Below are 22,769 nucleotides of genomic sequence, written 5' to 3'. Positions count from 1 at the left end.
GCACGAATTGCGAGGAACCCGTGACCCTGCGCCTCTTGGCCGTCCACGCCCATCCCGACGACGAGTCCAGCAAGGGCTCGGCGACGTACGCCCACTACCGCAGCCTCGGCGTCGAGGTCCTCGTCGTCAGCTGCACCGGTGGTGAGCAGGGCTCCATCCTCAACGAGCAGCTGGAGGCCCGGCACCACGCCGAGCGCGACATCGCCGGCCTGCGCGTCCACGAGATGCGCGCCGCCCAGGAGGCGATGGGCGTCGACCACGTCTGGCTCGGCTACGCCGACTCCGGGCTGCCGGCCGAGGGCGAGCCGGTCGCCGTGAACTCGTTCGCGACGATCCCGCTCGAGACGAGCGCCGAGCCCCTCGTCGCCGTCATCCGTCGCTTCCGCCCGCAGGTGCTCATCACCTACGACGAGAACGGCGGCTACCCGCACCCCGACCACATCCGCACCCACGAGATCTCGATGGAGGCCTTCCGCGCCGCCGCCGACCCCGCGCGCTACCCGGCGACGGGCGAGCCGTGGTCGATCGAGAAGGTCTACTACGACCGGATGTTCAGCACGGGCCGAATCGAGGCGATGATCAGCCACCTCCGCGAGAGCGATCCGGAGTCGCCGCTGATCGAGCGCCTCGGCGAGATGCTCGAGCGCTTCAGCGACCGCCCCGACCTGGCGACCACGAAGGTGCCGGTCTCCGACTTCTTCCCCGTGCGCGACGCCGCCCTCCGTGCCCACGCGAGCCAGGTGCCGCTCGACAGCGCGTTCTTCTTCTGGCCGAACGACCTCCAGGTGCGGGCCTGGCCGACGGAGGACTTCCAGCTGGTCGAGTCGGCCGTCGAGTCGACCCTCCCCGAGACCGACCTCTTCGCCGGCGTCGTCGACCCCGACACCGGCCTCGTCGGGACGGAGCGCTCGTGACCGCCCTCGGCGACCTCGCCCTCGGGGCGACCGTGCGCCTCCTCGCGCAGCCCTCCACCCCGTCGCCGACGCTGCCGGCCTCGACCGTGCCCGACGAGGCCGTCACGCCCGGCGTCTGGGGCTTCGTCGCGATCGCGTTCGTGGCGATCGCCACCGTGCTGATCATCGTCGACATGACGCGTCGGGTGCGCCGCACGCGCTACCGCGGCGAGGTCCGCGAGCGCATCGAGGCCGAGCGGGCCGAGGCGAGCCAGGCCGCGGCGGGCCTGGACGAGGAGGCGCGGCCCGGCCAGGGCGACGACGAGCCGTACCGCGAGGGCGGGCCCAGGGCCTAGCCGAACGACGGCGCGTTCAGCGCCAGCACGAGGATCCCGCTCCAGTGGCAGAGGTACGCCGCCACCGTGCAGGCGTGGAACAGCTCGTGGAAGCCGAAGTGGCCCGGTGCCGGGTTCGGGCGCTTCAGGCCGTAGAACGTCGCGCCGACGATGTAGAGCAGCCCGCCGACCAGCACGAGCACCGTCATCGGCACGCTGGCCGCGACGAGGTCGGGCAGGAACCCCAGCGCGCCGACGCCCATCAGCACGTAGAGCGGCACGTACAGCCAGCGCGGCGCGTGGATGAAGAAGACCCGGAAGGCGATGCCGAAGGCCGCCGCCGTCCAGACGAGCACGAGCAGCAGCTGCGACTTGCCGGGCGGCAGCGCGATGGCCGCGATGGGCGTGTAGGTGCCGGCGATGAGCAGGAAGATGTTCGAGTGGTCGAGCCGCTTGAGGAACATCTTGGCGCCGGGGCTCCACGGGAACCGGTGGTACGTCGCCGAGATGCCGAAGAGCAGCAGCGAGGTCGTCATGAAGACGGCCGAGGCCCACGTCGCGGCGGTGCCGTCGGCGAGCACGACGAGCACCACGCCCGTGGCGATCGCCACCGGGAAGGTCGCGGCGTGGATCCAGCCGCGCCAGGTCGGCTTGCGTTCGATGGACGCGTAGTCGAGGGCGTCGTCGAGGAGGGGCAGGTTCGGGAGGTCGGCGCCGCCGTCCTCGGCCACGCCGTCGCGCGCGGGGGTCGTGCTCATGCCCCCGAGCGTAGGCGAGGGGCCGGGGAGGCGGGGGACGAGGCGCTGGGAATCTCCCGCCGAGCGTGCGTTAACGTAGGCACGTGAAGAACCGTCGGCGCACCCCCCTGGCCGGCGGCGTGCTCTACGGCCTCTACCAGCGTCGGCTCCGCCGCGAGCTCGAGGGCGCGGAGCTGCCGCACCACGTCGCCATGATCGTCGACGGCAACCGGCGGTGGGCCAAGCTCCGCATGCTCGAGACGGCCGCTCACGGCCACCGGGCGGGCGCCGCCAAGATCAGCGAGTTCCTCACCTGGTGCGACGACCTGGGCATCCGGGTGGTGACCCTCTACCTCCTGTCGGCGGACAACCTCGGCAACCGCGCCTCCGACGAGCTCACCGAGCTGTTCGGGATCATCGGCGACGTCGCCGACGAGCTGTCGCGCCAGCGCGACTGGCGGGTGCAGCACGTGGGGTCGACCGACGACCTGCCGCCGTCGCTCCGCGAGTCGCTCTCGCGGGCCCAGACGAGCACCGCCGACCGCGGCGGGCTGCACGTCAACCTCGCCGTCGGGTACGGCGGGCGTCGCGAGATCGCCGACGCCATGCGCAGCATCGTCCGCGAGCACGACGCCGCGGGCGGCACCCTCGACGCGCTCGCCGAGGTGCTCACGCCCGAGCTCATCGCGCAGCACCTCTACACCGGCGGGCAGCCCGACCCCGACCTCGTCATCCGCACGTCTGGCGAGCAGCGGCTCAGCGACTTCATGCTCTGGCAGAGCGCCCACAGCGAGTTCTACTTCGTCGAGGCCTTCTACCCCGACCTCCGCGAGGTCGACTTCCTCCGGGCGGTGCGCGACTTCGCGCTCCGGCACCGGCGGTACGGGAGCTGACGACCGGGCTGTCCTCCCGGCGCTGACCCGCGCCTCCTCCCGGACAGCACGGGGGCCCGAGGGCGACGCGCCAGCGCGTCGCGCACTACCGTAGGAGGCTGACCCCCACCCGAGGAGCCGACCGTGACCACCATCGACGAGTTCGCCGCCGGCTTCGCCGACGAGCCCGGCTACTTCGACTTCGCCAAGTACGGCCCCATCTCGACCCCGGTCGCGGAGGAGCAGCGCGGCCTCGTCGACCTGCAGGCCCGCTCGCGGCACGGCTCCGAGATCGCCCTCGACGAGCAGGCCGGGCGCGTGCGCCGCGCAGTCTCGGCGCTCGTCGGGTTCCCCGCCGACCAGGTCGTCTTCCAGCCCAACACCAGCGAGGGCCTGCTGCACACGATGTTCGGCCTCACCGGGCAGATCGTCCTCTCGGCCCGCGAGTACCCGAGCCTGCCGCTCGCGGTGACCCGTGCCTCCTCGGCCCTGCGGGTGCTCGACCCGGTCTGGATGGACCCGACCTACGGCGCCGTGACGCCCGCCCTCGTGCAGGAGCACCTCACGTCGTCGACCACGGCCGTCGCCGTGAGCGCCGTCGACTACCGCACGGGGTACCTCGCCGACCTCGAGGGCATCCGCCAGGTCATCGGCGACCGCCTGCTGATCGTCGACGCCATCCAGGGCCTCGGCGTCGCCGACCTGCCGTGGTCGCTGGCCGACGTCGTCATGGCCGGCGGCCAGAAGTGGCTCCGCGCCGGCTGGGGCACGGGCTTCCTCGCGCTCAGCGAGCGCGCCGCGACGGAGCTCACCCCGGTCTTCACGGGCGTGGCGGGCTCCGAGCTCGTGCTCGGCGGCCGGTACGACCAGCCGGTGCCCGTCCGGGCCGGCGCGGCCGCGTTCCAGGTCGCGAACCCCGACCCCATCGCGCAGGCCCGGCTCGCCACAGCCGCCGAGGCCGTCACGGCGGTCGGGGTGCCGGCCATCGCGGCGGCGGTCGCCGAGCGCGCCTCCCGGCTGATCGACCTCGCCGACGAAGCCGCGGTGCCCGTGATGTCGTCGCGCGACGAGGCGGAGCGGGCCGGCATCGTCGTGCTCCAGCCCGAGCCGGCGCAGCTGACGACCCTCACCGCCGCGTTCATCAACCACGGCGTCACCGCGACGGTGCGCGACACGACGGTGCGGCTCAGCACCCACGTGTCGAACGACGACGAGTCGTTCGACATGCTGCGGGCGGCGCTGACGTCGTTCGGGAGCGCCGTCACCTACTAGCGGCGACCGGTGCGGGCGACCGGCACCGCGACTCCTCGGGGCCCGCCCTCGCAGCCGTCGTCCAGGTCTCGACCACAGCGTGAGGGTCGTTCACCTGATCGTCACACGACGCGGCGCGTCGCCGTCGACACGGCCGCCGGGCTCGACGTAGGTTCGCATCACCGGGCAAGTCGCCCGGTCGAGGCGGCCACGAAAGTTCGTCCTCGCGTCGCACTCCGGCCGTCTCCGCCGCAAGGGAACGGGTGCCCAGGCACCCGGAGATGGAGTCGTCGTGACCTCGCTGAACGAGCCCCGCACCGAGACCCGGACCGATCAGAGCACCGACCGCGGCACCGACCGCGGCACCGACCGCGGGTCGGACCGCGGCCACGGACGCGCCGCCGAGACCCGCGCCGGGGAGGCGCGCAGCACGTCGGTCGCCCAGCGCACGTACGTGCTCGACACCTCCGTCCTCCTCTCCGACCCGCAGGCGGTCTTCCGCTTCGCCGAGCACGACGTCGTCCTGCCCGTCGTGGTGGTCAGCGAGCTCGAGGGCAAGCGGCACGACCCCGAGCTCGGCTACTTCGCCCGGCAGGCGCTGCGGCTGCTCGACGACCTGCGCGTGCAGCACGACCGCCTCGACTTCCCCGTGGCGGTCGGCGACGGCGGGTCGTTCCGGGTCGAGCTGAACCACTCGAACATGTCGGTGCTGCCCTCCGGGCTCCAGCTCGGCGACAACGACTCGCGCATCCTCGCCGTGGCCAGCAACCTCGCCGCCGACGGCCTCGCCGTCACCGTCGTCTCGAAGGACCTGCCGCTGCGCGTCAAGGCGGCGTCGATCGGCCTGGCCGCGGAGGAGTACCGCGCCGAGCAGGTCGTCGACAGCGGGTACACCGGGCAGATGGCGCTCGACGTCTCGAGCGAGCAGATGGCGACCTTCTGGGAGACGGAGCGGCTCAGCTCGCGTGCGCTCGGCGACGTGCCGGTCAACACCGGCGTCGTCGTGCACTCGGACCGCGGCTCGGCCCTCGGCCGCGTGACGGCCCGGGGCGAGGCGCGGCTCGTGCGCGGTGACCGCGACGTGTTCGGCCTGCACGGACGCTCGGCGGAGCAGCGGCTCGCGATCGACCTGCTGCTCGACCCCGAGGTGGGCATCGTCTCGCTCGGCGGCAGCGCGGGCACCGGCAAGTCGGCGCTCGCGCTCTGCGCCGGGCTGGAGGCGGTGCTCGAGAAGCAGCAGCACAAGAAGATCATGGTGTTCCGGCCGCTGTACGCGGTCGGCGGGCAGGACCTCGGCTTCCTGCCCGGCGACGCCGGCGAGAAGATGAACCCCTGGGGCCAGGCCGTCTTCGACACCCTCGGCGCGCTGGTCTCGCAGAACGTCCTCGACGAGATCGTCGAGCGTGGCCTGCTCGAGGTGCTGCCGCTGACGCACATCCGCGGGCGTTCGCTGCACGACGCGTTCGTGATCGTCGACGAGGCCCAGTCGCTCGAGCGGAACGTGCTGCTCACGGTGCTGAGTCGCATCGGGCAGAACTCGCGGGTCGTGCTGACCCATGACGTCGCGCAGCGCGACAACCTGCGGGTCGGCCGCCACGACGGCGTCGCCTCGGTGATCGAGACGCTCAAGGGGCACCCGCTGTTCGGGCACGTCACGCTGACGCGGTCGGAGCGGAGCGCCATCGCGGCGCTCGTCACCGAGCTGCTGGAGTCGAACGAGCTGAGCTGAGCCGGGCCGCCGCACCGCCTCCTGCGGGGTGCGGCGGGTCGGTGTCCTCCCCGGCGGGTGGGCGCCCGCCCGCCGGGGCCGACGACGACCCGCCGCGTCGCCGCCGCCGCCGGGGCCGGAGGGCACGGGGGAGGCGCGGGCCGCCTGGTCCTCCCCAGCCCGGTCACGGGGGCCGCGGTCCCCGATCGGCGACCCCGGCGCGCCCGACGGAGTCCGCCGCACGGCACCCTCGGCGCATGACGACGCCTCCGGACCCCCCTCCCGCCGCTCCCGCCCCTCGACCGGTGGCCGGGCCTCGTGCGGTGCGCCGGCGCTGGAGCTTGGTCGTGGCCGCCGCCGCGCCTGCCGCGCTCCTGGCGGCCGTGGTGCTGACGTCCTCGCCGCGCCCGGCCCTCGCGGTCGTCGTCGCCGTCGCGCTGCTGGTCACGCCCGGGCTCGTGGTCACCGACCTGGTCTCCCGTCGGCTGCCCGACCGGCTCGTGGCCCCGCTCGCCGCGGCCACGCTCGGGGGCCTGGCGCTCCACGCCGCGACGGGCGCGGGCTCCTGGCCGTCGGTGCTGCAGGGGCTGGCGGTGGGCGTCGCCGTGCTCGTCGCCGGGGGAGCGGTCTCGTGGTGGGGCGGCCTCGGGATGGGCGACGTCAAGCTCGGCGCCGCCCTGGCGACGTCGACGGCCCTCACGGGCACCGCGGCCGAGCTGGCCGGGGGAGCGGTGCTCGCGACCGGCAGCGTCGGCGCCGCCCTCGCGGTCGCCCTGACGGGCCGGCACGCGGGGAGGGCGCAGGCCGCGGGCGAGGCCCGGCCCGCCAGCGCGACGGGCGGCACGAGCCTTGCGCGGGGCGTCCCGCTCGGGCCCGTGCTGCTCGCCGCGTGGTGGGCGACCGTCACGGTGGAGGTGACCGGCGCCTCCACCATGTGACGGCCCCGATCACCTCGGAGCGCGGCCCGGGGTGCCGACTGTGCCCGGGCCGGGCCCGTCGACGGCCACGGGGCGAGCTAGCCCGGGTGGGTCATGCTCAGCACGTCGAGGGCGGAGTCGAGCTGCTCCTCCGTCACCTCGCCGCGCTCGACGAAGCCGAGGTCGACGACGGCCTCGCGCACGGTGAGCTTCTGCGCCACGGCGTGCTTGGCGACCTTCGCGGCGGCCTCGTAGCCGATCACGCGGTTGAGGGGCGTGACGATCGCGGGCGACGACTCCGCCAGGGCGCGGGCGTGCTCGACGTTGGCCTCGAGCCCGTCGACGGTCTTGTCGGCGAGGGCGCGCACGCCGTTCGAGAGCAGGCGGATCGACTCGAGCAGCGCCGTCCCCATCACGGGGATGGCGACGTTGAGCTCGAAGGCCCCCGAGGCGCCGGCCCAGGCGATCGTCGCGTCGTTGCCGATCACGCGCGCCGAGACCATGAGCACGGCCTCGGGGATGACCGGGTTGACCTTGCCCGGCATGATCGACGAGCCCGGCTGCAGGTCGGGGACGTGCAGCTCGCCGAGCCCGGCGTTCGGCCCGGAGCCCATCCAGCGGATGTCGTTGTTGATCTTGGTCAGGCTCACCGCGACGACGCGGAGGGCGCCCGAGGCCTCGACGAGCGCGTCGCGCGCGCCCTGGGCCTCGAAGTGGTCGAGGGCCTCGGTGACGGGCAGCCCGCTGTCGGCCGCGAGGGCGGCGATGACCCGCTGGGGGAAGCCGACGGGCGTGTTGATGCCCGTGCCGGTCGCGGTGCCGCCGAGCGGCACCTCGGCGACGCGGGGCAGCGTGGCGCGCACGCGCTCGACCCCGAGCCGGATCTGGCGGGCGTAGCCGCCGAACTCCTGGCCGAGGGTGACCGGCGTCGCGTCCATCAGGTGGGTGCGGCCCGCCTTGACGACGTCTGCCCACTCGACGGCCTTGCGCTCGAGCGACTCGGCGAGGTGCTCGAGCGAGGGCACGAGCTGCTCGAGCAGGGCGCCCGTGACGGCGACGTGCACCGAGGTCGGGAAGACGTCGTTCGACGACTGCGAGGCGTTGACGTGGTCGTTCGGGTGCACCGGGGTGCCGTCGACGGTGCCGGCCAGCGTCGCCAGAACCTCGTTCATGTTCATGTTCGACGAGGTGCCGCTGCCCGTCTGGTAGACGTCGACCGGGAACTGGTCGTGGTGCTCGCCGCCGATCACGGCGTCGGCGGCCGCGACGATCGCGTCGGCGACGGCCGGGGCGACGATGCCCATCTCGCCGTTCACGATCGCGGCCGCGCGCTTGATGCGCGCCAGCGCCACGATCTGCGCCGGCTCGAGGCCGGCCCCCGAGATCGGGAAGTTCTCGACGGCACGCTGGGTCTGGGCGCGGTACAGCGCCGATGCGGGCACCCGCACCTCTCCCATGGTGTCGTGCTCGATGCGGTACTCGGATGTGGTCACGACGTCGTGGTCCCTTCCTGTGGCCCTCGTGGGGCGCTCTCGACCCCGGCTCGCCGGGGGTGGTCTCAGAGGCGGCCGATGACGACCGAGCGGTCGACGCGGCCGTTCGCCAGGTCGTAGTTCGCCCCGACGACGGCCAGCCGCCCCTCGGCGATCGCCGTCGCGACCAGGGCCGAGCGGCCGACCAGCGTCTCGACGGAGGCCTCGATGTGCAGCTTGCCGACCGAGCGGGGGTCGAGCACGGCCCCGGGCTCGAGGTCGATCGTGGCGCGGCGCACCGAGGGCACGATCATGTCGACGAGGTCGCCGAGGAACCGCGACCCGGGAGGCGCGGTGGAGGTCATCGACTCGATGGCCGTCGCGACCGCGCCGCAGCTGTCGTGCCCCAGCACGACGATGAGCGGCACGTTGAGCACCGAGACCGCGTACTCGAGGGAGGCGATGACGGTGTCGCCGACGACCTGGCCGGCGTTCCGCACGACGAAGAGGTCGCCGAGGCCGACGTCGAAGATGATCTCGGCCGCGAGGCGGGAGTCGGCGCAGCCGAAGAGGGCGGCGACGGGCTCCTGGCCGCCGGCCAGCAGCGACCGCCGGTCGCTGTCCTGGTGGGGGTGCTCGGGGCTGTTCGCGACGAAGCGGTCGTTGCCGTCGGCCATGCGCTGCCAGGCCTGGCCGGGGGTCAGGTGCTCGGGGGCGGAGGGCGTGGCGGCGGTCTCGGGGGAGGTCACGATCGGGTGCTCGTCTCGTCGGCGATCTGCTCGGCGAGGGCGGTCGCCAGGGTCTCGAACTCGGTGTCGTCGGCCGTGCCGTGCAGCACGTACGAGCTGCGGTCGACGGTGGTCGTCAGGCTGTAGGCGTAGTTGCCGGGGTCGTCGGCGTCGCGCTGGTCGTAGACCAGCCAGTCGAGCCCGCCGATCGTCGTGGTGCCGTTCGGCACGGCCGTCTGCACGGCGGCGCTGACCCAGGTGTCGTTGGCGTCGATGCCCTGCTCGAGGGCGATGAACTGGTCGGCCGGGGTGATCAGGCCGACGTACCAGGTCGAGACGCCGTCGGCCGTGCCCGTGTCGATCTCGGCACGGTTCGACGACCAGCCGTCGGGCAGCGCGGGGGCGGCGAGCGGCACGTCGACGCTGGCCTCGGACTGCTCGGCGACGCTGCGGTAGTCGATCACCTGGCGGTTCACGGTGCCGCCGGGGCGGACGACCACGAGCACGAGGAACAGCACGATGCCGAGCGACGCGAGGATGGAGAGCGTGAGGTTCTTCGCCGTCTGGTTGGCGTAGTGCTTGCGGGTGTTCTCCGCCTTGCGCCGGGCCGTCTCGTCGGGCGTCTCGGGGCGGCCGAGCTCGGCGACGACGCGGGGCTCCTTCGGGCGTCGGCCCCTGCCCTCGCCGCTCATTCGGCGGTCACCTGGCGGCGAGCGGCCTCGAGGCGCTCGCGGGCGCCCATCAGCCACTCCTCGCAGCGGCGGGCCAGGGCCTCGCCCCTCTCCCACAGGGCCAGCGACCGCTCGAGCGTCGACCCGCCCTGCTCCAGCTCGGCGACGACGCGGACGAGCTCGTCGCGGGCCTGCTCGTAGCTCAGCGACGAGACGTCGGGAGCGGAGTCGGCGCTGGCCGCGGGGGAGTCGGAGGGGGTCGTGGTCACGGGCACCATGCTACCGAGCAGAGCTGACGGCGGGGCCCTGGCCCGCGCCGGCGGGGGAGGGCGACGGGCCTGGGGAGGAGGCGCCGGTGCTGACGGCCCCCACCGCGCCTCCCTCGAGGGTGACGACGAGCTCGACCCCGGCCGGTGCGTCGTCGGGCTCGCGCAGCACGCCGCCGCCCGGCAGCTGCACGATCGAGTAGCCGCGCCTCAGGGTGCCCTGGGGCGAGAGGGCCCGCAGCTGCGCGGTCAGCTCGGACACGCGCGTGTGGGCGCGCTCGACGGCCCGGGCGAGCAGCTCCTCGCCGCGGGCCACGGCCCGCACGACCTCGTCGGCGCGGACGTCGACGAGGGTCTGGGGCGACGCGAGCACCGGGCGGCTGCGGAGCTGCTCGAGCCGGTCGATCTCGGTCGAGACCAGGGAGGTGAGCCGCTGGCCGATGCGGGTGCGGGCCTGCTGCACGCGCTGGAGCTCCTCCGACACGTCGGGCACGACGCGCTTCGCGGCGTCGGTCGGCGTCGAGGCACGGAGGTCGGCGACGTCGTCGAGCAGCGGCCGGTCGGCCTCGTGCCCGATGGCGCTGACCACCGGCGTCGTGCACGCCGCCACGGCGCGCACCAGGCCCTCGTCGCTGAAGCCGAGCAGGTTCTGGAAGTCGCCGCCGCCCCGCGCGACGATGATCACGTCGACCTCGGGGTCGGCGTCGAGCTGCTGCACGGCCGCGGTCACCTCGCCCACCATCCGGTCGCCCTGCACCGCGGCGTGCACGACCCGGAAGGCGACCGACGGCCAGCGCAGCTGCGCGTTGCGCAGGACGTCCTTCTCGGCGTCGCTGTCGCGACCGGTCACCAGGCCGATGCACTGCGGCAGGAAGGGCAGCGGGCGCTTGCGGTCGGCGCCGAAGAGCCCCTCGGCCGTGAGCTGGCGGCGCAGCCGCTCGAGCCGTTCGAGCAGGTCGCCGAGCCCGACGTGGCGCATGTCGAACACCTGCATGGTGAGCGAGCCGCCCTTGACCCAGTAGTTCGGCTTCACCGCGGCGATGACGCGGTCGCCCTGCTTGAGGTCGGCCGGCACCCGAGACTTCACGCTCGACCAGATCGAGAACGAGATCGTGGCGTCCTGCTCGAGGTCCTTGAGCTTGCCGTAGACGTTGCCCCCCGAGACGTTCCACTGCGTGATCTCGCCCTCGACCCACGCCGTGCCGAGGCGGTCGATCCAGTCGCGCACCTTGGCGGCGAGCAGCCCCACGGGCCAGGGGGCCTCGGCGGTCGGCGGCGGGGTGACGATGGTCATGCTGCTCCCGGTGGTCGTGGGTGGTGGTCGGTGCTCGGTCGGCGGCGCGGGGCGTGCCCCGCTCCCAGTGGGTCGGCAGTCGAGCGCCTTACACTCTCCTGGTGGCCCACATCACGAACGGCGCGCTCGCCGTCGACCTCCCGACCCCCCGCGTGCCCGCCGTGCGCAACAGGCTACGGGACACCCCCGTCGCCGGACGCAAGCGCGTGCTGCTGGCCGCTCCCCGCGGCTACTGCGCCGGCGTCGACCGCGCCGTGATCGCCGTCGAGAAGGCCCTCGAGCACTACGGCTCGCCGGTCTACGTCCGCAAGCAGATCGTCCACAACGTCCACGTCGTCTCGACGCTCGAGAGCCAGGGCGCGATCTTCGTCGACGAGGTCGAAGAGGTCCCCGAGGGGTCGCACGTCGTCTTCAGCGCCCACGGCGTCTCGCCGGCGGTGGTGCAGGGCGCGGCCGACCGCGGCCTGCAGGCCATCGACGCCACGTGCCCCCTCGTCACGAAGGTGCACCGCGAGGCGGTCCGCTTCGGGTCGCAGGGCCGCCACATCATCCTCATCGGCCACGCCGGCCACGAGGAGGTCGAGGGCACGATGGGCCACGCCGCCGACCGGACCACCCTCGTGCAGAACCCCGACGAGGTCGACGACCTCGTCGTCGACGACCCCGAGAACCTCGTCTGGCTGTCGCAGACGACCCTCAGCGTCGACGAGACCATGGAGACCGTGCGTCGCCTTCGCGAGCGCTTCCCCTCCATCCAGAACCCCCCGAGCGACGACATCTGCTACGCCACGCAGAACCGTCAGGTCGCCATCAAGAAGGTCTCGGTCGAGGCCGACCTCGTCATCGTCGTGGGCTCGGCCAACAGCTCGAACAGCGTGCGCCTCGTCGAGGTCGCCCTCGAGCACGGGGCCAAGGCCGCGTACCGCGTCGACTACTCGAGCGAGATCAAGCAGGAGTGGCTCGACGGCGTCGAGACCGTCGGCGTCACCTCCGGCGCCTCGGTGCCCGAGGTGCTCGTCAAGGAGGTCCTCGACGACCTGGCCGACGCGGGCTACCTCGACGTCTCCGAGGTCGTCACGGCCCACGAAGACCTCATGTTCTCGCTGCCCAAGGAGCTCCGCACCGACTCCACCGGCGCCGTCGACAGCCGGGCCCTCGGCGGACGGACCCGATGACCGACGAGTCGTCGGCTCCCCGCGACGCCCGTCCCCGCCCGCGGTACGGCGAGTACGCGCCCGAGGGCTGGGTCAGCCCCGTGGCCGACGCGGCCGCAGCGCGGGAGGCAGAGCTGGCGGCGAAGGCCGCTGAGTCGCGGGCCGTGGACGCCCGGCCGGGCGCAGCCCCGGTGACGCAGACCGCCTCGACGGCGGGCCCCGCGACTCCTGCTGCCCTGAGCACGGGGCGCCGGGTGGACCGCATCGCGACCCTCGCGCTGATCGGCCTCGCCGTCTACAACGTGGTGGGCAACGTCGTGCTGGTGCCGAACTTCTCGGCGACCCTGCTCGACCTGCTCCGGCGCAGCGGCTACGACGTCGACACGTTCACGTCGCAGGCGGGCCTGCAGACGGCGGGCGCCGTGATCGCGGTGACCTCGCTGGTCGTCTTCGTCGTGATGCTCTGGTGGTCCCTGCGCCGACTGCGCGTCGGCCGTCTCTCGTTCTTCGTGCCTCTCGCCGCGGGCGTGCTCGTGACCGCCGTGCAGGTCATCGCCGTCTTCTCGGTGGTGCTCGGCGACGCGGCCTTCGTGCAGTCGGTCATGGACGCGGGCAGCCGGCCCTGATCCCGCCGCCCCGGTCGACCCGGGGCACGCACGTGACGACGCCCCGCCGGCCTGAGCCGACGGGGCGTCGTGACGTCACGGGGGAGTCGCGGGTCAGCTCCCCGACTGGCCGAACGACCCCAGCTGCCGCGTGGCCTCGACGACCCGCGCCGCCATGGCCGACTCGGCGACCTTGCCCCAGGCGCGGGGGTCGTACTGCTTCTTGTTGCCGACCTCGCCGTCGGCCTTGATGAACCCGTCGTAGTTCTTGAGCACGGTGTCGGCGATCGACCGGCTGAAGGCGTACTGCGTGTCGGTGTCGAGGTTCATCTTGACGACGCCGTTCGAGACGGCCTCGGAGATCTCGGCGTCGGACGAGCCCGAGCCACCGTGGAAGACGAGCTCGAGGGGCTTCTCGGCGGTGCCGAAGCGCTCCTGGATGCCCTGCTGGATCTCGCCGAGCAGCTCGGGGCGGAGCTTGACGTTGCCGGGCTTGTAGACGCCGTGCACGTTGCCGAAGGTGAGGGCGGCGATGTAGCGGCCCTTCTCGCCCAGGCCGAGCGCCTCGACGACGCGGGTCACGTCGCCCACGGTCGTGTAGAGGGCGTCGTTCGTGCCCTCGTGCTGCACGCCGTCCTCCTCGCCGCCGACGACGCCGATCTCGACCTCGAGGATGGCGTTGATGGCGGCCGTGCGCTTCAGCATCTCCTCCGCGATGGAGATGTTCTCGTCGAGGGGGACGGCCGAGCCGTCCCACATGTGCGACTGGAAGAGCGGATTGCGGCCGGCCTTGACCTCCTCCTCGGAGGCGGCGATCAGCGGCAGGACGAAGCCGTCGAGGGCGTCCTTCGGGCAGTGGTCGGTGTGCAGCGCGACCGTGATCGGGTAGTTCTTGGCGACCTCGGTCGCGAACTTCGCGAAGGCGATCGCCCCGGCGGCGCGGTTCTTGACGGTGTGGCCAGCGAAGTAGTCGGCACCGCCGGTCGTCACCTGGATGATGCCGTCGCTGCCCGCCTCGGTGAGACCCTGGAACACCGCGTTGATCGTCTGCGACGACGACACGTTGACGGCGGGGTAGGCGAACCCCTTCTTCTTCGCTCGGTCGAGCATCTCGGCGTACTGCTCGGGGGTGGCGACGGGCATGGCTTCTCCTTCGGTGGTGCGGGTGCGGCTCTGCTCAGCCCAGCCTAGTCAGCGGGCCCGGCGTCGGCCCAGGCGCGGGAGGCGACGGCGGAGGGTCGACACCCGGGGGTGCCGACCCTCCGCCGGGTCGCCTCAGACGGAGCTCGCCGTGCTGTCGTCCCGCTCCGCGGTGCGTCGACGGGCGAGGAGGACGACGCCCCCGGCGGCGAGGGCGAGCAGGGCGGCCAGCGCCGTCAGGCCGAGCACGAGGGATGCTCCGGTGAACGCCAGGACGGCGGGGCGGGGCTCCCTGGCCCCGGCCGTCAGGTGCTCCTCCGGGTCGGCCCCGGGGGAGGTCGAGGCGCCGCCCTCGTCGGTCGGCGGGGCGACCACGGGCGGGTCGACCACGGGGGGCTCGACGACCGGGGGATCGACGACGGGCGGCTCCACGACGGGCGGCTCGGCCGGGTCGGCCAGCGCCCCCGCGTCGACGTGGTCGTGTCGCGAGACGCCCGCGAGTGCGCCGCTGGGGTCGAGCACGCGGCTCACCGTGACCGCGGCCTGCCCGTCGGCGTCGACGTCCGAGTCGCGCTCGGGGTCGTCGCCGGCTCGGACGGTCGTCCACCCGCCGGGCACCTCGCCCACGTCGACGCGGTAGTCGCCGGGGCGCAGGCCGGTCGTCGACCAGCGACCGAGCGCGTCGGTCGCGACGGCCCGCGAGACGAGGTCGCCGCGGTCGTCCGTGCCGGTGACCCGCACCGGGTGGCCGGGCCGACCCGGCTCGTCGTCGCCGCGGACGCCGTCCGCGTCGACGTCCGTCCAGACGCGGTGGCCGAGCGTGCCCGCGGCGACCCGGGTGCTGGCCCGGTTCGAGGTCGTGGCCCAGTCGATGCCGGCGACCCGGAGGGCGAAGGTCGACGCCCAGACGTCGGAGTCGGCGGAGTCGTCGGCTCCGGTCAGGACGAGCTCGTGCTCCACCGAGCCGCCGCGTTCGACGGGGCCGTCACGGTGCACGCGCACGGCCGTGACGTCGTCGAGCCCCGTGGGGCAGCCGGCCCGGCCGAGCTCCGCCTCGAGGCACCAGGTGGTGGCGCCTCCCGGCTGGTTCGACCCGTGGGCGGGGTCGGTGTGGACGTCGGCCGAGGGGGCGCCGGTGTAGCTCACGGTCTCGGTGTCGCCGTCCGCCGCCACCGGGGCGACGAGCCGAGGCTGCGTCGCCGCAGTGGTGCTGCCGTCGCCCGGATGGGGCAGCGTGCTGATCAACGAGCTCGAGGGCAGCGCCTCGGAGCCGACGTTGCGGTACGAGAGCGTGAAGGCCACCTCGTCGCCGACGACGTGCACCGGGCGGTCGACGGTCTCCTCCGTGTCGAAGCCGCTGCCGGCCAGCACCTGGAGGGCCCGGTCGGAGGTGCGGAAGGACGCCGCCGACACGTCACGGCTCGACTCGATCGTCGCGCGGTTCAGGGCCTCGACCCCCGCTCGCGTGCTCGTGAAGCGGGCGTCGAACACCAGCGGCGCGATCGTCGCGTTGACCTCCACCGGGTCGAAGCGCCAGGTCAGCCGCTGGCGGGCCTCGCCGTCGATCTCGACCTCGTCGACCACCGGCTCCGGCGAGCTCGACCCCGGGACGAACTCGGCACCGGCGGGGAGGACGTCCCGCACCGTGACGACCTCGGCCACCCGGTCGTCGCTGGCGTTCGTCACCGACGGGTACAGGGCGTAGCGGACCGTGCCGCCCGCCGTCACGAAGGCGCTCTGGTCGGGGGTGTCGCCAGCGTCGTGGCCGGGGTCGACGACCGCGCTCGTGATGCGGGCGGTGTTGCTGGTCGTCGTGAGGAAGTCCGACCAGGGGCCGTTCGCGCTCTCCGCGTCGGCGCGGTCGTGGGTCCACTCGCCGTCGGCCGAGGTGCGCATGCTGGAGAAGGTGCGCACGCGGGTGTCGTTCTCGAGCCGCGGTGCCACCGTGAGGTGGACGTTGAAGCCGATGGTCGTCGTGGCCGGGTGGTCGTACGACCAGCGGACGGCGCCGACGGCCGCCGGGCCGCCCTCGACCTCACGCGGGTCGGCGTGCCACTCCTGGTCGTCGTCGTCGCAGGTGGCGTTGCGGGCCGCCTCCTGGTCGCCGCCGGCGAAGGCCGCGAACTCCGGCCGGCCGGTCGTGCCCACGCTGTTGCTGGCCGCCCACGACCCCGGGGCGTTCTCGCGCAGCGTCTGCACGGTGTTGTCGAAGACGGAGCAGACGACGGTGTCGCCCCACGGGCCCACGCCGCGGTTGTTGAGGCTCGTGCTGCTGAGGATCGACTGGGCGGGGGTGACGTACGGGAGGTCGTTCTTGCCCGACAACGGGAACGACGCGGAGCGCTCGGCGTCCCAGCCGTAGTACCGGGTCACGCCCCCGACGCCGGCGTTCTGGCTGACGTTCCGGTCGACGGAGTTGTCGTGGTCGGGCTCGGGCTCACCGTCGTAGTTCGCGCGACCGCTGATGGAGGTGGCGGCGACGTCACGGTAGGTGTTGCGGGACGTGAAGGACTGGCCGAGCGGCGGGGCCGGGACCCAGAGGCTGACGTAGGCCGAGACGACGTAGGGCACGACGCCGCCGGCGATCTGCCCGCCCGACACGCTGCGGGTCGGCACCGAGGCGAGGCTCGTGTCGGTGCCCCTGACGGTGATCGAGACGGGCTCGCCCGGGGCGGCCTGTTCGCAGGTCACGGTGCCCGAGTCGACGACCGCCCGTTCTCCGCCGCCGACGCCGCCCGGCGCGGCGGCGATCTGGCCGGTGTTCACACCGCAGGCCGGGGCACCGTCGACCGAGTGGAGCACGGCGGGGCTCGGCGCCGAGCCGTACATGCGCGACACGTCGTCGACGAGCGTGATGCCGTCGGCGAGCTGCTCGTAGCCCAGCAGTCCGCCGCCCTCGACGAGCGACTCCCAGTGCACCTGCAGCGGGTAGACGATCGAGAAGCCGGGCGTCGTGCCGTCGGCGCCGAGCGACGGCGAGAACGCCGGCACGGTGCGCGACATCGACACGTCGAAGCGCGGGGCGGCGGAGACGGTGACGGCGGGCGCCGTGACCTCGACCGGCTCCAGCCCGACGGCGTGGGCCTCGACCCCGGCCTCGAGCACGGCCGCGTGCGGCAGCGCCGTCGAGACCGACGCGACGGCGCTGACCGTCCGGGCACCGCCGGTCAGCGTGCCGAGCTCGCAGCTCAGCACGTCGCCGACGACGGCCGAGCCGGCCGAGCACTCGTCGGGGACCCCGGCCCAGCTGGTGCCCTCGGCGGCCGTGAGGCGCACCCCGCCCGTGGCCGACCCCTCCGAGGTGCCGACGGTGACGGCGTAGACGACGGCGTCGGCCGTGCGGACCACGCCGTTGCGCGGACCGCTGTCGCCGCCGGGCCGGTCGTCGTCGCTGAAGCGCCCGAGGCCGTCCGACGAGACCGCCACGCTGAGCCGGAGCCCGTCGGCGGAGACCTCGGAGCGCTCGCTCGGCGGGGCCGTCGTCGACGGCCCCCCGGGCTCGGGGGGAGGCGATGAGGAGGCGCGGGCGGAGACCGCGGGGACGGTGGCCGCCGCGATCAGCGCAGCGGCGACGGCGGCTGCCGTCACCCCGCGGGTGAGGGGAGTGGAGAGAGGGGTCAAGGGAGGCCTTCCGGTCGGGCATGCATGCCTCATGCCGGGTGAGAACATATCGCATGACAGCCGTGAGGGGAAGGCGTGGCGAGTACACTCGTGGAATGGCTGATTCGTCCTCCGGGAACCTCTACTCGCACCCTGACCGCAACCTCGGCATGGAGCTGGTGAGGGCCACCGAGGCGGCGGCGATCCGCTCCGCTCCCTTCATCGGCAAGGGCGACAAGAACGCCGCCGACGGCGCCGCGGTCGACGCGATGCGCAAGTTCCTCGGCACTGTCGCCTTCGACGGCGTCGTCGTCATCGGCGAGGGCGAGAAAGACGAAGCCCCGATGCTCTTCAACGGCGAGCACGTCGGCAACGGCTTCGGCCCCGCCTGCGACATCGCGGTCGACCCGATCGACGGCACGAGCCTCACCGCCGCCGGCCGCATGAACGCCCTCTCGGTGATCGCGGTCAGCGACCGTGGCAGCATGTTCGACCCCAGCGCCGTGTTCTACATGGACAAGATCGTCACCGGCCCGGAGGGCATCGGCGTGATCGACCTCGACCGCCCGATCGGCGACAACATCCGTGCCCTGGCCGAGGCCAAGGGCCTCGCCGTGGAGGACGTCCAGGTGGCCGTCCTCGACCGCCCGCGCCACGCGGACCTCATCCAGCAGATCCACGCCGCCGGCGCCGGCACGCGCCTGCTGCTCGACGGCGACGTGGCCGGCGGCATCAACGCGGCCCGCCCCGACTCGCGCATCGACATGTGCGTCGGCATCGGCGGCACCCCCGAGGGCATCATCACGGCGTGCGCCGTGAAGGCGCTCGGCGGCCTCATCCTCACCCGCCTCGCCCCGAAGGACGACGCGGAGCGCCAGAAGGCCATCGACGCCGGTCACGACCTCACGCGCGTGCTCGACCAGGACGACCTGGTCAAGGGCGACAACGCCTACTTCGTCGCCACGGGCGTCACCGACGGCGCGCTCGTCGCGGGCGTCAAGCGCAAGCAGGGCATGATCCGCACCTCGAGCATCGTGCTCCGCTCGCACTCCGGCACGATCCGTCGCGTCGAGGCCGACCACCTGGTCTCGAAGTGGTACGGCGAGAACGCCTAGTCACCGAGTGACAGACGGAGGGGCCGGGGCGACGTGTTCGCCCCGGCCCCTCCGTCTGCCCCGCGCCGCCGCTCGCGGGGGATCAGAGGCTGTCGTGCTGGTGCTCGTCCTGGCGCTGCCCGTCGCGCTGCTCGGCCTCGTCGAGCGCCGCCGTCAGCTCGGGCGCGGTGAGGTCGCGGGGCACCTCCTCGACAACTGCGGGGGCCGCCAGCACCGTCGACTCGTCGAGCACGCTGAGGCGCCGGGCCGACGGCAGGACGGTGCGCTCGAGCGACCCCACGAAGCGGTTGTAGTCGACGACCGACCCGCGCAGGGACCGGCCGAGCTTGTCGACGTGGCCGGCCATCGTGGCGAGGCGGCCGTGCAGCTCCCGGCTGAGGTCGAAGAGGGCCTTCGCCTCCGTGGTCACGACGTCTTGCTGCCAGCTGAAGGCCACCGTCTTGAGCACCGACCACAGCGTGACGGGTGAGGCGAGCGCGACCCGCTTCTGGAAGGCGTAGTCCATCAGGGCGGGGTCGGCCTCGAGGGCCGACGACACGAGCGACTCGCTGGGGATGAAGGCGATGACCAGCTCGGGGGAGGAGTCGAGCCCCGCCCAGTAGGTCTTCGCCGAGAGGGCGTCGACGTGCGCCCGGAGGGCCTTCACGTGCTGCTTGACGAGCAGGTCGCGGCGGGCCGCCTCCTCGCCGGAGGCGGTGGCCGGGATGGTGCTCGCCTCGAGGTAGGCGGAGAAGGGCACCTTGGCGTCGACGGCGATGGACTTGCCGCCGGGCAGGTGCACCACCATGTCGGGCCGGCCCTGGCCGACGTCGGAGCTGATGCTCGACTGCAGGTCGAAGTCGACCCGTTCGATCAGGCCGGCCGCCTGCACGACGTTGCGCAGCTGGGTCTCGCCCCAGACGCCTCGGGTGCTGTTGGAGCGCAGGGCGCTGGCCAGCGACTCCGCCGTGCTCCGGAGGCGCTCCTCCGACTCGACGGCACTGCGCAGCTGCTCGCTCAGGGTGCCGTACTGGTGCGCCCGCTGCTCTTCGAGCTCGGCGACCTTGGCCTGGACGGCCGCGAGGCTCTGCGCGACCGGGCTGAGCGCGGTCATGACCTGGCCCTCGGAGCGGGTGCGCTCGGCCTCGGCGATGCGGACGTCTCGCAGGCGGTCCTGGAACTCGCGGAGGCGCGCCTCCTGGTCGGCGGACTGGCGGCGGTGCAGCTCGTCGAGGTCGGCGAGGCGCTCGCGGTGCCCCTCGACGGTGGCGCGGGCGCCGGCGAGCTCGGCCGAGAGACGGGCCGACGACTCGGCCGACCGGGCCCGTGTCGCCAGCACGCCCAGCACGACGCCGACGGCGAGGGAGAGGACGACGAGGGCCACGACGGCGATCGGTGAGGTCATGCCCGCAGTGTCGCAGCAGCCCCCGACAGCGGTGTGAGGCGCTTCATGGTCACGCGCGAGGCCTCGGCGAGCTGCCGGAGGTCGTCGGCGCCGTGCACCGCGGCCGCGTGGGTCACGATGGCCGCGCAGGCCTCGGCGTCGGCGAGGGCGTCGTGGTGCGAGAAGCCCGTGAAGCCCGCGGCGGCGGCCGCCATCGGGAGCCGGTAGGAGTCGAGGGCGTACGTCTTGCGCGCCACCTGGAGGCTGCAGAGGTAGGCCCAGTCGGGCGGGTGGATGCCCGTGGCGTGGCAGGCGGCGCGGATGACGCCCATGTCGAACCCGGCGTTGTGCGCGACGAAGACGTCGATGCCGGCGAAGTCGGCGATGAGGTCGAACTGCTCCTCCCACTCGAAGGCGCCGATGACGTCGTCGGCGACGATCCCGTGGATGCGGGTGTTCCACTCCAGGAAGGCGTCGTGGCCGGCGGGCGGCTTGATCAGCCAGCCGACCTTGTCGACGACGACGCCGTCGCGCACCTTGACGAGGCCCACGGAACAGGCCGACGCACTGCTCGCGTTGGCGGTCTCGAAGTCGATCGCGGTGAAGTCGATGGGCACCGGGCCATGCTCTCACGCACCCCCGACGTCGCCAGCCCGGCCCGCGCCTCCCCGGCTCCGGGCGGTGCGTCGGGCCCCGCGCCGGTACGATGGCTGACCGTGGCTCTCACTATCGCGATCGTCGGACTGCCCAACGTCGGCAAGTCCACCCTGTTCAACGCCCTGACCAAGAACCAGGTGCTGGCGGCGAACTACCCGTTCGCGACCATCGAGCCGAACGTCGGCATCGTCAACCTGCCCGACCCGCGCCTCCAGGTGCTCGCCGGCATCTTCGGCAGCGAGAAGACGCTGCCCGCGCCGGTGTCGTTCGTCGACATCGCCGGCATCGTCAAGGGCGCGAGCGAGGGCGAGGGGCTCGGCAACAAGTTCCTCGCCAACATCCGCGAGGCCGACGCCATCGCCGAGGTCGTGCGCGGCTTCGTCGACGAGGACGTCGTGCACGTCGACGGCCGGGTCGACCCCGAGGGCGACATGGGCACGATCAACACCGAGCTGATCCTCGCCGACCTCGAGACCGTCGAGAAGGCGATCGTGCGCTACGAGAAGGAGCTCCGCCTCAAGCGCGTCGAGCCGCTCACGCACGAGACCGCGGTCGCCGCCCGCGACGCCCTGCAGCGCGGCGAGGCCCTGTCGGCGTCGGGCATCGACCTCGAGCCGATCCGCGAGCTCGGGCTGCTCACCGCCAAGCCCTTCATCTACGTCTTCAACGTCGACGAGTCGATCCTCACCGACGAGACGAAGAAGGCCGAGCTGGCCGCCCTGGTGGCGCCGGCCGAGGCCGTCTTCCTCGACGCGAAGATCGAGTCCGAGCTGATCGACCTCGACCCGGACGACGCGGCCGAGCTGCTCGCGTCGACCGGCCAGGAGGAGTCGGGCCTCGACCAGCTGGCCCGCATCGGCTTCGAGACCCTCGGCCTGCAGACCTACCTCACGGCAGGCCCGAAGGAGACCCGCGCCTGGACCATCGGCAAGGGCTGGAAGGCCCCGCAGGCGGCCGGCGTGATCCACACCGACTTCGAGAAGGGCTTCATCAAGGCCGAGGTCATCTCGTTCGAGGACCTCGTCGAGACCGGCTCCATCGCGGAGGCGCGCTCGGCCGGCAAGGCCCGCATCGAGGGCAAGGAGTACGTCATGCAGGACGGCGACGTGGTGGAGTTCCGCTTCAACAACTAGCAGGGGTGCGCGTGCTGCGACGACAGGCGGGGGTCGCCACCGCGATGGTCGTCGCGGCGCTCTGCGGCTGCGCCGGATCGGATGACGGTGAGCCGCTCGACATCATGCCCCGGTCGTCGGCCGACGAGGTCGTGGCGGCGGTGGCCGCCGGGCGAGGTGCTGTCGGCGGAGAGTGGCTGGGTGGCTGGGACCTCGCCACGCGCCCGTGCGCCGGCGGCGGCGACCAGTTCGCGGGGTACTTCGAGCAGCAGCCGGCGCGAGACCCTGACGAGTCGGAGCCGGCGGTGCGCGCCGTGCTCGAGCCCCACGGGGGAGAGGTGACCCGGACCGACCGCCCCGACGGGAGCGTCGAGCTGCTCCTCTCACGGGCCGACGGATTCCTCACGCTCGTGACCATCACCGAGGCCAAGACGAGCTTCACCGCCACCAGCGCGTGCTTCCCCGACGGCTCGGACGCGGATCCGCGCGAGTACCTGCCGCAGTCCGAGCAGGGCGTCACGGTCCTCTGAGCGGACGCCCGGGGTGTCCGGGCGGCGGTCCGAGCCCGACGTGGGCCCCTCAGGAGCGCGCGCCACGGCTGACGGGGGGACGATCTGGGCGGCGGCTCGGGGGACGACCTCCGGGGTACACGTCGTCCCCGATCGACGGCCCGTGGGGGACCGGATCCGTACCCCGCCGTGCCCCCCGTCCGGCCGATACTCGTGGGTATCCTCCCCTCACGTGACGGTCGTGTACCCCGAAGGGGGAGGGATCACCCGTTCGGGGGTCGCGGGTCATCCGCGGATGGTTCCGGGCCCGGCTCACAGCACAGTCTTGACGTGGTCACAGCGCTGTCCCTACTTTGAGCACCAGACGCCG

The 22,769-nt window shown here is 73.3% G+C and carries 21 protein-coding genes; 11 read left to right on the top strand and 10 right to left on the bottom strand.

Annotated features, from left to right (window positions below):
- Window positions 1-20: 20 nt before the first annotated feature.
- Together mca and IFT72_RS08510 are read left to right on the top strand one after the other, a co-directional pair.
- Window positions 21-914, top strand: a complete 894-nt coding sequence (mca, locus tag IFT72_RS08515; protein ID WP_192046138.1) for a mycothiol conjugate amidase Mca — start codon at window positions 21-23, stop codon at window positions 912-914.
- Window positions 911-1,249 (top strand): hypothetical protein, encoded by a 339-nt coding sequence (locus tag IFT72_RS08510; RefSeq protein ID WP_192046137.1) that lies wholly within the window; start codon window positions 911-913, stop codon window positions 1,247-1,249. The genes mca and IFT72_RS08510 overlap by 4 nt, the downstream gene beginning before the upstream one ends.
- Here the strand turns inward: IFT72_RS08510 and IFT72_RS08505 are convergent.
- The gene (locus IFT72_RS08505; RefSeq protein WP_056056670.1) at window positions 1,246-1,986 is read right to left on the bottom strand and encodes a hemolysin III family protein; all 741 of its coding nucleotides are present in this window, start codon (window positions 1,984-1,986) and stop codon (window positions 1,246-1,248) included. The two genes, IFT72_RS08510 and IFT72_RS08505, sit on opposite strands and share 4 nt — an antisense overlap.
- 83 nt (window positions 1,987-2,069) lie before the next feature.
- On the opposite strand from IFT72_RS08505, the gene IFT72_RS08500 reads away from it, so the two are divergent.
- The 4 genes from IFT72_RS08500 (at window position 2,070) to IFT72_RS15660 (ending at window position 6,734) form a co-directional block, all read left to right on the top strand.
- Window positions 2,070-2,858 carry an isoprenyl transferase gene (locus IFT72_RS08500; RefSeq protein WP_235491255.1) on the top strand — a complete coding sequence of 263 codons (789 nt, stop codon included), beginning with the start codon at window positions 2,070-2,072 and terminating at the stop codon, window positions 2,856-2,858.
- 123 nt (window positions 2,859-2,981) lie between these two features.
- Window positions 2,982-4,109 (top strand): aminotransferase class V-fold PLP-dependent enzyme, encoded by a 1,128-nt coding sequence (locus IFT72_RS08495; protein ID WP_192046136.1) that lies wholly within the window; start codon window positions 2,982-2,984, stop codon window positions 4,107-4,109.
- A 271-nt stretch (window positions 4,110-4,380) separates the two neighbouring features.
- On the top strand, window positions 4,381-5,817 hold the full coding sequence (locus IFT72_RS08490) for a PhoH family protein (protein WP_371741221.1): 1,437 nt from the start codon (window positions 4,381-4,383) through the stop codon (window positions 5,815-5,817).
- Between the two features lie 326 nt (window positions 5,818-6,143).
- A complete protein-coding gene (locus IFT72_RS15660) occupies window positions 6,144-6,734 on the top strand; it encodes a prepilin peptidase (protein ID WP_197981318.1) in 591 nt (196 codons plus the stop codon).
- Window positions 6,735-6,811: 77 nt separating this feature from the next.
- Here the strand turns inward: IFT72_RS15660 and IFT72_RS08480 are convergent, their stop codons facing one another.
- From IFT72_RS08480 to xseA, 5 genes are all read right to left on the bottom strand, one after another.
- Window positions 6,812-8,206 (bottom strand): aspartate ammonia-lyase, encoded by a 1,395-nt coding sequence (locus IFT72_RS08480; protein WP_192046135.1) that lies wholly within the window; start codon window positions 8,204-8,206, stop codon window positions 6,812-6,814.
- Window positions 8,207-8,271: 65 nt separating this feature from the next.
- On the bottom strand, window positions 8,272-8,862 hold the full coding sequence (locus IFT72_RS08475; RefSeq protein ID WP_056058904.1) for a carbonic anhydrase: 591 nt from the start codon (window positions 8,860-8,862) through the stop codon (window positions 8,272-8,274).
- A gap of 68 nt (window positions 8,863-8,930) precedes the next feature.
- Entirely contained in the window at window positions 8,931-9,605 is a 675-nt protein-coding gene (locus tag IFT72_RS08470) for a DUF4245 domain-containing protein (protein WP_167259860.1), read from the bottom strand.
- A complete protein-coding gene (locus IFT72_RS08465; protein WP_056056660.1) occupies window positions 9,602-9,862 on the bottom strand; it encodes an exodeoxyribonuclease VII small subunit in 261 nt (86 codons plus the stop codon). Before IFT72_RS08465 ends, IFT72_RS08470 begins: the two co-directional genes overlap by 4 nt.
- 1 nt (window position 9,863) lies before the next feature.
- Complete coding sequence (xseA, locus tag IFT72_RS08460) at window positions 9,864-11,144, bottom strand: exodeoxyribonuclease VII large subunit (protein ID WP_056056658.1); 1,281 nt, start codon at window positions 11,142-11,144, stop codon at window positions 9,864-9,866.
- Window positions 11,145-11,245: 101 nt separating this feature from the next.
- On the opposite strand from xseA, the gene IFT72_RS08455 reads away from it, so the two are divergent.
- Entirely contained in the window at window positions 11,246-12,319 is a 1,074-nt protein-coding gene (locus IFT72_RS08455; protein ID WP_167259856.1) for a 4-hydroxy-3-methylbut-2-enyl diphosphate reductase, read from the top strand.
- Window positions 12,316-12,924: a DUF6264 family protein gene (locus IFT72_RS08450; protein ID WP_192046134.1), complete on the top strand. Its 609-nt coding sequence runs from the start codon at window positions 12,316-12,318 to the stop codon at window positions 12,922-12,924. The genes IFT72_RS08455 and IFT72_RS08450 overlap by 4 nt, the downstream gene beginning before the upstream one ends.
- Window positions 12,925-13,017: 93 nt before the next feature.
- On the opposite strand, the gene fbaA is transcribed toward IFT72_RS08450, so the two are convergent.
- Window positions 13,018-14,046 (bottom strand): class II fructose-bisphosphate aldolase, encoded by a 1,029-nt coding sequence (gene fbaA, locus IFT72_RS08445; protein ID WP_192046133.1) that lies wholly within the window; start codon window positions 14,044-14,046, stop codon window positions 13,018-13,020.
- Between the two features lie 132 nt (window positions 14,047-14,178).
- The gene (locus IFT72_RS08440) at window positions 14,179-17,664 is read right to left on the bottom strand and encodes an SdrD B-like domain-containing protein (RefSeq protein WP_192046132.1); all 3,486 of its coding nucleotides are present in this window, start codon (window positions 17,662-17,664) and stop codon (window positions 14,179-14,181) included.
- 95 nt (window positions 17,665-17,759) lie between these two features.
- Between IFT72_RS08440 and glpX the strand changes: the two genes are divergently transcribed.
- Entirely contained in the window at window positions 17,760-18,758 is a 999-nt protein-coding gene (gene glpX, locus IFT72_RS08435) for a class II fructose-bisphosphatase (RefSeq protein ID WP_056056650.1), read from the top strand.
- An 82-nt stretch (window positions 18,759-18,840) separates the two neighbouring features.
- Here the strand turns inward: glpX and rmuC are convergent, their stop codons facing one another.
- On the bottom strand, window positions 18,841-20,142 hold the full coding sequence (gene rmuC / locus IFT72_RS08430; RefSeq protein WP_192046131.1) for a DNA recombination protein RmuC: 1,302 nt from the start codon (window positions 20,140-20,142) through the stop codon (window positions 18,841-18,843).
- Window positions 20,139-20,738: an exonuclease domain-containing protein gene (locus IFT72_RS08425; protein ID WP_167259848.1), complete on the bottom strand. Its 600-nt coding sequence runs from the start codon at window positions 20,736-20,738 to the stop codon at window positions 20,139-20,141. Before IFT72_RS08425 ends, rmuC begins: the two co-directional genes overlap by 4 nt.
- Window positions 20,739-20,837: 99 nt before the next feature.
- Here IFT72_RS08425 and ychF point away from each other — a divergent pair, with 99 nt between their 5' ends.
- Together ychF and IFT72_RS08415 are read left to right on the top strand one after the other, a co-directional pair.
- On the top strand, window positions 20,838-21,911 hold the full coding sequence (gene ychF / locus IFT72_RS08420) for a redox-regulated ATPase YchF (RefSeq protein ID WP_167259846.1): 1,074 nt from the start codon (window positions 20,838-20,840) through the stop codon (window positions 21,909-21,911).
- Window positions 21,912-21,922: 11 nt separating this feature from the next.
- On the top strand, window positions 21,923-22,420 hold the full coding sequence (locus IFT72_RS08415; RefSeq protein WP_192046130.1) for a hypothetical protein: 498 nt from the start codon (window positions 21,923-21,925) through the stop codon (window positions 22,418-22,420).
- Window positions 22,421-22,769 lie beyond the last annotated feature (349 nt).

Origin of the sequence: Frigoribacterium sp. CFBP 8754 (genome assembly GCF_014841815.1) — a bacterium.
Classification (GTDB): Bacteria; Actinomycetota; Actinomycetes; order Actinomycetales; family Microbacteriaceae; genus Frigoribacterium; species Frigoribacterium endophyticum.
This window is presented reverse-complemented; position numbering and strand designations above follow the sequence as displayed.

What these genes read in the sequence shown, in the direction of transcription:
- IFT72_RS08470 (WP_167259860.1), bottom strand. Translation starts at nt 9,605, where the DNA reads ATGAGCGGCGAGGGCAGGGGCCGACGCCCGAAGGAGCCCCGCGTCGTC.
- IFT72_RS08505 (WP_056056670.1), bottom strand. Translation starts at nt 1,986, where the DNA reads ATGAGCACGACCCCCGCGCGCGACGGCGTGGCCGAGGACGGCGGCGCC.
- IFT72_RS08465 (WP_056056660.1), bottom strand. Translation starts at nt 9,862, where the DNA reads ATGGTGCCCGTGACCACGACCCCCTCCGACTCCCCCGCGGCCAGCGCC.
- xseA (WP_056056658.1), bottom strand. Translation starts at nt 11,144, where the DNA reads ATGACCATCGTCACCCCGCCGCCGACCGCCGAGGCCCCCTGGCCCGTG.
- IFT72_RS08475 (WP_056058904.1), bottom strand. Translation starts at nt 8,862, where the DNA reads ATGGCCGACGGCAACGACCGCTTCGTCGCGAACAGCCCCGAGCACCCC.
- IFT72_RS08450 (WP_192046134.1), top strand. Translation starts at nt 12,316, where the DNA reads ATGACCGACGAGTCGTCGGCTCCCCGCGACGCCCGTCCCCGCCCGCGG.
- rmuC (WP_192046131.1), bottom strand. Translation starts at nt 20,142, where the DNA reads ATGACCTCACCGATCGCCGTCGTGGCCCTCGTCGTCCTCTCCCTCGCC.
- fbaA (WP_192046133.1), bottom strand. Translation starts at nt 14,046, where the DNA reads ATGCCCGTCGCCACCCCCGAGCAGTACGCCGAGATGCTCGACCGAGCG.
- glpX (WP_056056650.1), top strand. Translation starts at nt 17,760, where the DNA reads ATGGCTGATTCGTCCTCCGGGAACCTCTACTCGCACCCTGACCGCAAC.